This window comes from Rhodobacter sp. NTK016B, from assembly GCF_017303295.1.
GTDB lineage: Bacteria > Pseudomonadota > Alphaproteobacteria > Rhodobacterales > Rhodobacteraceae > Pararhodobacter.
In genome coordinates this window covers 202,974-214,803 of the sequence record NZ_JAFKOK010000005.1, presented here as the reverse complement: position 1 = coordinate 214,803, position 11,830 = coordinate 202,974, and the positions used below count along the sequence as shown (strand labels likewise).

Annotated in this window: 11 protein-coding genes; all 11 read right to left on the bottom strand. The window is 67.0% G+C overall.

From position 1 onward, the window contains the following. Window positions 1-8: 8 nt before the first annotated feature. Window positions 9-992, bottom strand: a complete 984-nt coding sequence (gene lpxK / locus JI664_RS08705; protein WP_207013318.1) for a tetraacyldisaccharide 4'-kinase — start codon at window positions 990-992, stop codon at window positions 9-11. Further along, window positions 989-2,098, bottom strand: a complete 1,110-nt coding sequence (locus JI664_RS08700; protein ID WP_207013317.1) for a hypothetical protein — start codon at window positions 2,096-2,098, stop codon at window positions 989-991. Before JI664_RS08700 ends, lpxK begins: the two co-directional genes overlap by 4 nt. Next, window positions 2,088-2,909, bottom strand: a complete 822-nt coding sequence (locus JI664_RS08695) for an inositol monophosphatase family protein (RefSeq protein WP_286173969.1) — start codon at window positions 2,907-2,909, stop codon at window positions 2,088-2,090. The genes JI664_RS08700 and JI664_RS08695 overlap by 11 nt, the downstream gene beginning before the upstream one ends. After that, entirely contained in the window at window positions 2,896-4,233 is a 1,338-nt protein-coding gene (locus JI664_RS08690; protein WP_207013315.1) for a TldD/PmbA family protein, read from the bottom strand. The genes JI664_RS08695 and JI664_RS08690 overlap by 14 nt, the downstream gene beginning before the upstream one ends. A 101-nt stretch (window positions 4,234-4,334) precedes the next feature. Then, a complete protein-coding gene (locus JI664_RS08685) occupies window positions 4,335-5,531 on the bottom strand; it encodes a thiolase family protein (protein ID WP_211201646.1) in 1,197 nt (398 codons plus the stop codon). A gap of 3 nt (window positions 5,532-5,534) precedes the next feature. Beyond that, window positions 5,535-7,334, bottom strand: a complete 1,800-nt coding sequence (locus JI664_RS08680; protein ID WP_207013314.1) for a feruloyl-CoA synthase — start codon at window positions 7,332-7,334, stop codon at window positions 5,535-5,537. Beyond that, window positions 7,294-7,830 carry a MarR family winged helix-turn-helix transcriptional regulator gene (locus JI664_RS08675; protein WP_207013313.1) on the bottom strand — a complete coding sequence of 179 codons (537 nt, stop codon included), beginning with the start codon at window positions 7,828-7,830 and terminating at the stop codon, window positions 7,294-7,296. The genes JI664_RS08680 and JI664_RS08675 overlap by 41 nt, the downstream gene beginning before the upstream one ends. A 4-nt stretch (window positions 7,831-7,834) precedes the next feature. Continuing rightward, window positions 7,835-8,599, bottom strand: a complete 765-nt coding sequence (locus tag JI664_RS08670; protein WP_207013312.1) for an SDR family NAD(P)-dependent oxidoreductase — start codon at window positions 8,597-8,599, stop codon at window positions 7,835-7,837. A gap of 130 nt (window positions 8,600-8,729) precedes the next feature. Then, complete coding sequence (locus JI664_RS08665) at window positions 8,730-10,043, bottom strand: TRAP transporter large permease (RefSeq protein ID WP_207013311.1); 1,314 nt, start codon at window positions 10,041-10,043, stop codon at window positions 8,730-8,732. Continuing rightward, a complete protein-coding gene (locus JI664_RS08660) occupies window positions 10,040-10,633 on the bottom strand; it encodes a TRAP transporter small permease (protein WP_211201645.1) in 594 nt (197 codons plus the stop codon). The genes JI664_RS08665 and JI664_RS08660 overlap by 4 nt, the downstream gene beginning before the upstream one ends. Before the next feature lie 90 nt (window positions 10,634-10,723). Then, window positions 10,724-11,764, bottom strand: a complete 1,041-nt coding sequence (locus tag JI664_RS08655) for a TRAP transporter substrate-binding protein (protein WP_414707728.1) — start codon at window positions 11,762-11,764, stop codon at window positions 10,724-10,726. Window positions 11,765-11,830 lie beyond the last annotated feature (66 nt).

The window sequence follows — 11,830 nt, the reverse complement described above, 5'->3', positions numbered from 1 at the left end:
GCCCGGCCTTACAACTTCAGCGCCGCCACAAGCCCCGTCTCGTCGGCGATCTGCAACCGCACCGGCAGCGTCAGCACCTTGCGCCGCTGCTCCATCGGCAGGCGCACGGCGTCCTTCTCGGTCGTGACCAACTGCGCCTTCTCGCGCCGCGCCTCGGCTTCCAGCCGCAAGAACAGCGCATGCGTCAGCGGCTGGTGATCGCTCAGCGCCTGCGTGCGCACGACATTCGCGCCCACCTGCCGAAGCGTCTCGAAAAACTTGCCCGGCCGTCCGATCCCGGCAAAGGCGAGAACGCGCAGCCCGGTCCAGTGCATCCCCGTTTGCAGGGGTTCGATCGTCGCGCTGAATAGGGGCGTGCCGGCAAGCTGCGACGCCCAGTCGTGGCGAAACCGCGCGACCGCGCTATCGGAACCGATCGCCAGAACGGCATCGGCGCGGGCCAGCCCCGCCGCGACGGGCTCGCGCAGCGGCCCCGCCGGGATACAGCGCCCGTTGCCGAAGCCCGTCGCCGCATCGACGACGACAAGCGACGCGGTCTTTTCCACCGACGGGTTCTGAAATCCGTCATCGAGCAGGATCACCTCGGCCCCCGCCGCCTGCGCGGCGGCGACGCCAGCGGCGCGGTCCTTGGCCACCCAGACCGGGCCAAAAGCCGCCATCAGGAGAGGCTCGTCCCCGGTCTGCGCCGCGCTGTGCTCGCGCTCGCTGACCCGAACGGGCCCGCTCAGCGTTCCGCCATAGCCGCGCGAGACGATATGCACGTTCTTCCCCTGCGCGCCGAGGCTCTGCATCAGCGCCAGCGTGGTGGGCGTCTTGCCTGTCCCCCCGGCATTGAGGTTGCCGATGCAGATCACCGGAACCGTGGCGCGATGGCCCGGCTGCGTCATGCGCCGGGCCGTGGCATAGGCATAGAGCGCGCCCAGCGGCGCCAGCAGCCGCGCCTGCCAGCCGGGCCGCGCGGGTGGGTTCGACCAGAAGCCCGGAGCCTTCATGCCGTGATCTCCCCTGTCTTGAGACACTCGCAGATCGACGCCACCAGCCGTTCGGTCGCCTCGGCCCCGTCGGTGGCAAGCGACCATGCCCGCAACGCCTGTTCCGCGCCGATATCGGGCGACAAAAGCGCGCTGATCGCGGGGCCCAGATCGGTCATCGCCGGGATCTGCCGCCCGGCTGCAATCGCGCGCAGTTTGCCCAGCAGATCACGTTGCTCGCCCTTGCCCTCCGGGCCGAATACCAGCGCCGATCCCAGCGAGGCGGGCAGCAAAGCGGGCGGGATCGCGGCGTCGCTGCTGAGCGTTCCGCCCAGATAGGTGACCGAGGCCAGCCGCAGGAACAGCCCCGGATCGTCCTCGGCATCGGTGATATAGACCTGCGTCGTCTCGTCGATCTCTTCATCCAGAAGACGCCGCGCGCAGGTGATGCCCACCTCGCCCGCGCGCTGCGCGATGGCCGCTTCGTCGTCGTTGCTGCAGGGCATGACGATCATCAGCAGCCGATGCGCGCGGCGAAGCGCGTGGATCTGCGCCAGAAAGGCACCGTCGAGCTCGGACAGCGGCAGGCCCTGCGCCAGCCAGACGGGACGTGCGCCGATCGTATCGCGCAGCGAATCGAGCTCGGCCATGTTGCAGCCCGGCGTGGCACCGAACCGCGCGGGGCGTCCCGTCGGCAAAACCGTCGAGCGCCCGCGCAGGTCGCGCCCGATCGACGCCGCCGAGGCCGCGTCGCGCGCATGGATCACCTCGAACCGCGCGAGCGTGCTGCGCAACGGCCCGCGCAGCAGCCGCCAGCCGCCTGAGACCATCGGATTGGCCGTATCCACCAGCATCATCCGCACGCCCCGCGCCCGCGCGCGGTCGATGATCGGCATCGGCAGAAGGTCCCCGGCCAGAACCAGTAGCCTCGCGGGGAAATGGTCAAGCACCGCGTCGATGCTGCGAAGATCGTCGCCCGGCCCCGGCGCGCCGGGACCGCCCGTCAGGTGGATACCGTCGCATTCCTTGTGCTCGAGCGTCTGCGCGGCAAGAACCGACAGCGGCTCGAACGACGCGGCTTCGCTGGCGTGGAACCAGACCCCCGATGTCACCGCGCTATCCGCCATCGACCCGGCCTCCTGCGCCCCCGAGACCGGCGATCAGGATGCCGTGCAGCGCCTGACCGGCGGCGACAACGCCCGCGCTGCGGGCTTCGGGCCGGTTGAAGGTCAGCGCGCGGCCATGGCGGTCGGTGACCGTTGCACCCGCCTCGGTCGCGATCAGCGCGGCACCGGCGATGTCCCAGTCCCAGGCATCGCGGATCGTCAGCATCGAATCGAACCGCCCTTCGCCCACCAGCGCCAGCCGCCAGGCCAGCGACGGGCGGAACTGGCGTTTCACCGGCGGCAGACCGCCGGGCCAATGCTCGGGGTCGAGCGCCGGACGCGCGCAAAGGATCGTCGCGCCTTCGGGATCACGCCGGGTGGTGGCGGTGATGGGCTCGCCGTTCAGCGTCGCGCCCGCGCCCTGCGCCGCGCCATAGGTCAGCGACAGCTCGGGCAGATGGACCAGCGCCGCGACGGGCACGCCCGCGCGCACCACGGCCAGTGCATGGGCGAAACCGGGCTGGCCGTCGATAAAGGCGCGGGTGCCGTCGATCGGATCGACGACAAAGGTCGTGTCCCGTTCCAGCCGCGACAGATCGCCCAGCGGATCGCTTTCCTCGCTCAGCCAGCCGTAATCGGGCCGCGCCTTGCGCAGACGGTCGTGCAGATGTGTGTTGACGGCCAGATCGGCCTCGGTCACCGGACCTTGGCCGTCGCCTTTGTCCCAGACCTCGGGCTGCGCGCGGAAATAGCGGTGGGCGATCTCCCCCGCTTCGAGCGCGACCTCGCGCAGAAGTGCCAGATCGGCGAGATCCGCCTCACGCGCCGGCAATCGTGAGCCCTTCGACAAGCAGCGACGGCACCAGAGTGGACAGATGCGGCCGCGCGTCATTGGCGCGGGTCATCCGCATCAGCATGTCGCGCAGGTTGCCCGCGATGGTGCATTCGTTGACCGGATAGGCGATTTCGCCATTCTCGATCCAGAAGCCCGAGGCACCGCGCGAATAATCCCCGGTGGTCGGATTGATGGTCGAGCCGATCAGCGAGGTCACCAGAAGCCCGGTGCCCATATCGCGGATCAGGTCTTCGCGGCTGGCCGTGCCGGGCGTCAGCGCCAGATTCGACAGGCTGGGCGAGGGCGGCGCGGTCGGCCCGCGCGAGGCATTGGCGGTGCTTTCAAGCCCCAGCTTGCGCGCAGTGGCCAGATCCAGCACCCAGCGCTGCAGCACGCCGTCGGTGATCAGCGGGTTGCGCGCGGTCTGCAGTCCCTCGGCATCGAACGGGCGGGTGCCCGGAATGCGCGCGCGCAGCGGGTCCTCGATCAGATCGAAGCCTTCGGGAAGGACCGCCTGCCCCATCGCGTCCATCAGCCAGCTGCTGCCGCGCGTGATGCTGACACCGTTGATCGCGCTGGTCAGATGCCCGATCAGCGACGACGAGACCCGCTCGTCATAAAGCACCGGGAACTGCCCCGAGGGCGGCTTGCGGCTGCCGAAACGCGCGCTGGCGCGGATCCCCGCTTCGGTGCCGATCGTCTCGGCATCGGGCAGATCGGCCTGAAAGATGCGGCTTTCGCTGGCCCAGTCGCGCTCCATCGCCGTGCCTTCGCCGGTGATCGCGACGCAGAACGTGCTGCGCGACGACCGGGCATAGCCGCCTTCGAACCCGTTCGAGGCCGCAAGATGGATCGTACGGCGCGCATAGCTGGCGCCGGCCTGATCGATCTGGCTGATACCCGCGACCGCACGCGCGGCAGCCTCGGCGCGGCAGGCATCGTCGAGCAGGGCTTCGGGATCGGGCTCGGCCGAGGGATCGACAAGCTCCAGCCCCTCGGCATCGCGGCGTGCGCCAAGCTGCGCGGCGTCGGCAAGACCGATATAGGGGTCTTCGGGGGCTTCGCGGGCCATCGCGACGGCGCGCGCGGCCATTTCGGCCAGCGCCTCGGGCTTGGCGTCCGAGGACGACACGCAGGCCTGCCGCTTGCCGATCAGCACGCGCAGGCCCAGATCCAGCCCTTCGGCGCGTTCGGCCTGTTCAAGCCGCCCCTCGCGCACATCGATCGAGACCGCGGTGCCGTCGATCACCATCGCGTCGGCGGCATCGGCACCGGCCTTGCGGGCGGCGTCGAGAAGGGCTTGGGCGATGTCATGCGTCATGGATAAGCCTGTGCAGGAAGAGGTTCGTGCAGGATTACCGTCATGACGGACGAAAGAAAACCCGGCACGCGGTCACAGCGTGCCGAGCCGGGCGGCGGAGCTCAGGAAACCCGGATCACCACCGCCATCGCCGAATCGCCCGCCGCGCAGCCCTGAAACAGGCCGATTCCCCCGCCGCGCATTTCCAGCTCTTCCACCAGTTCCATGATCCCGCGCAGGCCGGTCGGACCCTGCGGATGCCCCCAGATCAGCGACGAGCCGAAATTGTTCATCATCCGCCAGTCCAGCCCGAAAGCCCGCGCGAAGGCGATATCGTTCACGGCAAAGGGGTTATGCGCCTTGATCGCGTCGATATCGCCGATGCTCAGACCCAGCGCATCCAGCGCCCGCTGCGTTGCCTTGATCGGCGCAGCAGGCATAAAGCCCTTGTCCTCGCGCGCCTGAGTGACCGCCAGCACGGCGATGCGCGGACCTCCGGCCTTGCCCAGCTCGGTCGCGCGACCGGCATCGGCGCACAGCACCATGCCCGCATTGCCATCGGCAGGATGCGTCTGCCCGGCAAAGGTGACGCTTCCGCCTTCGCGCACTGGCTTCAGCCGCGCCATCTTTTCGGCATCGACCGGCTGGATGCCCTGATCGCCCGCCGCCATGCCCCGGGTCTTGCGGAAGCTCGCATCGGGGATGTCGAGATCGGCCATGAAGCGCTTCTGGAACGCCCGCTCACCCGCCAGCGCCTGCTGGTACTGGTCGTGACGATAGAGCACCAGCTCATCCTGCTCGGCGGTGTCGATACCGTCGCGCCGGGCGACATTCTCGGCAGTATCGACCATTGCGTTCTTGGCGAAGGGATCATGGTTGAAGCTGTCGAGCACCCAGTCTTCGCTGCTGCCGGTGCCGCCCGGCCCGCCGGGCGCAGGGTAATAGACATGCGCACCGTTCGACAGCCGGTCACCCGCCGCCACCAGCGCCACGCCCGCATTGCCCAAGGCCATCTCGCCCGCCGCCGTGGCGATCAGGCGCGGTCCCGTGGCGCAGGCCTGATTGACGGTCGGTCCGGGCAGGTTTTCGGCGCCGATCAGGGCCGAGAACCACGGCGCGCCGTAGAAGATGTTGGGCTGGATCACGGTGTAGCCATAGGCGCAGTAATCCAGCATGTCCGTCGTCAGCCCGCGCGCGGCCATCGCGTCGCGTGTGACATGGGCCGCGAACTTCACCGAATGCAGATGCGCGAAGGCCCCCTGCCAGCGCGCGAAGGGCGAGCACCAATAGGCGCCATAGGGAATATAGGCGATTGCCATGGTTCAAACCTTGATCGTCGCGGGATCGGAATCGTCGTAAAGCCTGTCGAGCAGCGCCTTGCGGGTCATCAGGATCTTGCGGAAGTTGAGATTGCCCTTCGCCGTGATCTCGCCCTCGGCCATCGAGGGCGGCTCGGCCAGCACCTGCACTCGGCGCACGGCATGGGCCGAACCTTCATTCGGCGCGGGTTTGAGCCGTTCGGCGATCTCGGCGGCCTGCGTGACCGCCAGCGCCCCGTCGTGATCCATGGCACCCGCGCGCAGGGCGTCGGTCGGCACGATCATCACGCCGATCTCGGCCCGGTCGGCGCCCGTCAGCACGACATCGGCGGCCAGCCCCTTGAGCTTGCCCAGAATTTCCAGCCGCAGCCCCGCCGCGCGGACCCATGTACCGGTATTGAGCTTGAACTCTTCAGCGATGCGGCCGTCGAACTTCATGCCCTTGTTCATGTCGGCAGGATCGACGAATTTCATCGCGTCGCCGGTGATGAAATACCCTTCGTCGTCGAAAGCCTCGGCGGTCTTTTCGGGATCGTGCAGATAGCCCGGCGTGATCGTGTCGCCCTTGACGCGGACCTCGAAGCGGTTGTCGTCATCGGCCGGCACCAGCTTGATGGTCACCCCCGGCAACGGCACGCCGATGATGCCCGACTGATCGGTGAATTCGTGCTGGATCAGCGCGGCGGGGGCGGTTTCGGTCAGGCCCCAGCTTGAGTTGAACAGCGGCATGTCGCCCCGGACTTCGTGCGCGATGGCTTCCAGATCGGCCCAGATATCCTGCGGCAGAGAGGCCCCGGCATAGAACAGCATGTCGAGATTGCGGAAATACTGCTGCTTGAGCGCGTCGTCGTTCTTCATCGCATCGCGCAGCACGCCGAAGCCCACGGGCACGTTGAAAGCGATGGTGGGCGAGACCATGCGCAGGTTCTCGATAGTGTGATGCGCCAAGGCGGGCGTGGGCTTGCCGTTGTCGACATACAGCGTGCCGCCATTCGACAGCACCAGATTGAAGTTATGCGAGCCGCCGAAGACATGGTTCCACGGCAGCCAGTCCAGCAGCACAAGCGGCTTCTCGGCCACGAAGGGCAGGCATTCCTTCAGCTGGGCCTGATTCGTGGTCATCATCCGCTGCGTCGTCAGCACCCCCTTGGGATGCGAGGTCGAGCCCGAGGTCAGAAGATATTTCGCCACCGTATCGGGGCCGACCTTGGCGTTGAGCGCGCTCACATCGCCCTGCCCTTTCAGCAACGCGGCGAAATCGGTCATGCCGTCGCCCGCGCTCTGGCTCACCACCTTCTCCACCCCGTCGAAGACCGGCAGCGACAGCGCCTTGCCATAGCGGGCGGCGTCATCGGCAAAGACCATCGCCGGACGGATCATCCCGGCGATGCGCTCGAGTACCGGATGCGCGCCCTCGATCAGCGCATATTGCTCGGCCACCGGGACCGTCGGCACGCCGATATATTGCGCGGCCAGCGTCAGCAGCGCGTGATCCACGCCGTTGCCGCTGACGATCAGGATCGGCGTCTCGGCGTTCAGGCCGCGTTCGGCCAGCGCGGCGGCGATGGCGCGCACCATGTCGAGCGCCTGCGCGTAGCTCACCTCGCGCCAGCCCGGGCCCGAGCGTTCGGCGACAAAGGTGCGCCCGGGCACCCGGGCGGCCCAGTCGACCAGCCAGTCGGTCGCGCAGCGCGCAACCGGGCCAAGGCTCAGGCCGCTGGTCAGCAGGATGGTGCCATCGGCGAGGTCTTCGCGCCGCGCGTTATGGGCGCGGTATTTCCCGCCTTGTGTCTCTTGAGTCATCCGGGCTCCTCCCGTTCGATTCGATCAGACGCAGGGCCTTGTGCAGGGCGGCGCGCTCCTCCGCGCCAAGCCCCCTTGCCATGCGATTGTCATGCTCGGCCACCGCCCTGAAGGCCCGGTCGCACAGGCGCCGCCCCTTCAGCGTGACCGTCAACTCATAGGCGCGCCGGTCATCGGGCGCGCGCGTCCGCGTCACCAGATCGAGCCCCTCAAGCTCGTCAAGGATCAGCACAAGGTTCGGGCGTTCGATCAGCAGGATCTCGGCCAGCCGCGACTGACGCAGGCCGTTATTGTCGCGGATCACCGCCAGCACCGAATAGGTCAGCATCCGCAGCCCGAAAGGCTGCAGCGTGGCGTTCACATCGGCCTGAATCGCGTTGAAGGCGCGCTTCATGTCATAGCCGATATTGTTACGCAGGATCGCATCCGGGCCCGTGCCGCCTTCGTCGTCGGGGGACGAAAGCGGCACGCCCACGGGATCGGCGGGGCCGGTCATCCGCTCAGCGCGGCGGCAGGCGCGTGGCACCGTCCAGACGGATCGTCGTGCCGTTGAGATAGGCGTTCTCGACGATCTGCGCGACCATCAGCCCGTATTCCTCGGGCGCGCCCAGCCGGTCGGGGAACGGGATATTGGCTACGATCTGCCGCGTCGTTTCCTCGGGCAGGCTTTCCATCATCGGCGTGTTGAACAGCCCCGGCGCGATCGCCATCACCCGGATGCCCGAGCGCGCCAGTTCACGTGCGGCCGGCAGGCTCATCGAGGCGATGCCGCCCTTCGAGGCCGAATAGGCCGCCTGACCCACCTGCCCGTCCTGCCACGCCGCCGAAGCGGTGTTGATCACCACGCCCCGCTCGCCGCCGTCCAGCGGATCCTGCGCCTGCATGCCCTTCACGGCATAGGACATCACGATATAGCTGCCGATCAGGTTGACGCGGATCACGCGCTCGAACAGGTCGATGGACATCTTGCCCTCGCGCCCGACGATCCGCGCGGCGACACCGATGCCCGCGCAGTTCACGGCGACCCTCGGCATCGCGCCCAGCCCGTCCTGCACCTTGTCAAAGGCGGCGGCCACGGCGGCCTCGTCGCCGACATCGGCCTGCACGCCCAGCCCGCCGATATCGGCCGCGACCGCATCGGCCTTGGCGCCGTCGTAATCGAGCACCGCAACTTTCGCACCGCGCCTGGCCAGCAGCCGCGCGGTCGCTTCGCCCAGCCCGCTGCCGCCGCCGGTGACAAGGGCGATCTGTCCGTCGATTTGCATGGAAACCCCTCCCAAGATTATCCTGTGTACTGGTTATAGATCATAACGATCTTGGTCAATCCCGCGCAGGGTCCGGCCCATGAAAAACGGGGGCCCGAAGGCCCCCGTCCAAGACTGCATGTCGCCGTGTTCAGGATATGAGGAACAGCGTGATGGCCGGGAAGGCGATCAGGATGCCCACGCGGATCAGGTCCGACAGCACGAACCACGCCACCGCCTTGTAGGTGTGGGTCATCGGCGTCATCCGGTCCATCGCGTTGATGATGAACAGGTTCATCCCCACCGGCGGCGTGATCAGCCCGGTTTCCACGACGATCAGCACAAGGATCCCGAACCAGATCGCCACATGCTCGGACGGCATGCCGAAATCGAGCGCCATGATCATCGGGAAGAAGATCGGGATGGTCAACAGGATCATCGACAGGCTGTCCATGACGCAGCCCAGCAGCAGGTAGATCACAAGGATCAGCACCAGCACCGCGACCGGCGCAAGGCCAAGGCTGACCACCCATTCGCTCAGCGCGTTGGGAACCTGCGTGCGGGCCAGAAAGCCGTTATAGAAGGCCGCGCCGAAGACAATGAAGAAGATCATCGCGGTCGAGCGCGCCGTCGAGGTGAAGCTTTCCAGCAGGGTGCGGAAGTTCAGCCCGCGATTGGCAAGCGCGATCAGACCGGTTCCCAATGCGCCGACAGCCGCGCCTTCGGTGGGCGTGAAGACACCGCCATAGATGCCGCCGACCACGGCGAAAAAGACCAGAAGCACGGGCCACACGCCGAAGAGCCGCTTCATGCGCTCGGCCATCGGCACGCGCTCGGCCGTGCCCGCGCGCTCGGGGTACAGGCGGACATAGATCGAGATGGCGATCATATAGCCGATGGCGGCAAGGATACCCGGCGCGAAGGCGGCCAGAAACAGCTTGGCGATATTCTGTTCCGCAAGGATCGCGTAAATCACCAGCACGACCGAGGGCGGGATCAGGATGCCCAGGGTGCCGCCCGCAGCCAGAAGCGCGGTCGAGATGCCGCCGTCATAGCCGAAGCGCCGCAATTCGGGCAGCGCGACGCGGCCCATCGTCGCCGCCGTGGCCAGCGACGAACCGCAGATCGCGCCGAACCCCGCGCACGAGGCGATGGCGGCGATGCCGACCCCTCCCTTGCGGTGGCCGACAAAGGCCTCGGCCGCCTTGAACAGCGCCTTGGACATGCCGCCGATCGTGGCGAAATACCCCATCAGCAGGAACATCGGCACGATGGCGAGCGATTCGCTGGCAAAGGTCGAATAGGCCGCGTTCTTCAGCTGCGCCAGCGGCACGCGGGTCGAGCCCTCGATCAGCAAATAGCCCCCGAAACCGGTGACGAACATCGACAGACCAATCGGCACGCGCACGAAGATCAGGCCCAGCAGGACAGGGAAGGACAGAAGTCCGATCACGAGGTTGCTCAATGGTCTGCTCCGGCGGTAACGACAAGAGTACGGTTGCCAACGGCTTCGGCAATGCGGACCAGCGCCATGTAGACGGCGATCACGGCCGTGGCGATGGCAGGGGCGAGCGACAGCGCATAGTTCCACCACAGCGGATATTGCAGCAGGAAGGTCGTCGACCGGCGCCGCGCGAGGGTGTTCATGCCGTCGTAGAGCTGGATCGCGATCAGCACCAGCGCGGCAGCGAACAGGATTTCAATCGCCGCCTGAAGCCAGCGACGCGAGCGGTCGCTCAGACCCGAGGTGAAGATATCCACCGTCGCGTGTCCGGCGGTGAGCTGGCACCAGCCAAGGAAACAGAAGATCGAAAACGCCATGCCCGCGACGACCAGTTCGTAATCGCCGTAGATCGGGCCGATACCGGCATCGAGAAGGCTTTGCGCCAGATCGGGCGCGTTGCTCTGCATCCACGCGGAATGCAGGATATCCGATGCCTCGCGACCAAGGATCGACAGGCAAATCATCAGAACCATCAGTGCCAGAACGATGCCGCCGATGACGGCCATCAGCCAGGCGACTGCATGGAAGACCTTGTGTATGGTTGTGAACATCGTTCCGTTCCCGTCAACGGCCGGTTGGTCCGGCGCTTGTCTGGGGCCGCGTCCCGCCCGGACGCACCGGGCGGGACGGGACAGGTGGCGTTACTCGGCCGGCTGGTACGCGTCCATCAGTTCGCGCGCCTCGTCGATCAGCGCCTGACCATCGATGCCCTGGCTTTCCATATCGGCGATCCAGGCTTCATAGACCGGCTGCGCGGCTGCGCGCCACTCGGCGACATCGGCCTCGGGGATCGTGATGATGTTGTTGCCGCGATCGACCGCAAGCTGGCGGGCCGGGATATCCGAATCCGCCTGCGTGCCACCGGCGAAGACCGAGAATTCGAGACCCGAATTCGCGTCGATGATGGCGCGCAGATCCTCGGGCATATCTTCATACACTTCGCGGTTCATCGCCAGCGTGAAGGTCACCGTGTAGGGATACGAGTTTTCGAACTCGGTGTGGTTCTCGACCAGTTCGGGGACGCGCAGCGCCTCGGTCACTTCCCACGGGATCACCGCGCCGTCGATCACGCCGCGCGACAGGCTTTCCGGGATCGCGGTGACCGGCATGCCGATGGGCTCGGCGCCGAGGATCTCCAGCAGCTGACCGACCATCCGCGACGGGGTGCGCAGTTTCAGGCCCTGCATGTCCGAGATCTGCTCGACCGGGGTGTTGGTGTGCAGCACGCCGGGGCCGTGGACCCAGGTGCCGATCAGGTGGACGTCCTGATAATCGGTGTCCGCCATGTGCTCTTCGAACATCTGCCAATAGGCCGCCGAGGCGGCGCGGGCATCCTGCACGAAGAACGGCAGTTCGAACACTTCCGAACGCGGGAAGCGACCCGGCGTGAAGCCGTTCACCGTCCAGGCCAGATCGGTGATGCCGTCAAGCACCTGGTCCATCAGCTCGGGCGGGGTCCCGCCGAGCGCCATGGCCGGGAAGCGTTCGATTTCGATCCGGCCTTCGGATTCTTCCTCGATCCGGTCGGCCCAGACGTCGAGCACAAGCGCGGGGACGTTCGCCTGCGGCGGCAGGAACTGGTGCAGGCGCAGGGTCACTTCCTGCGCCATTGCGCTGCCCGCAACCGTGGTCGACAGCGCAAGGGTAGCCAGAAGGCTAAGAGCGTTGGTCTTCGTGAACATGGGATCCTCTCTCATGTCAGTATGTTTATCCGGGAAATGAGGGCGCGGCTTGCGGCCACGCCCCCG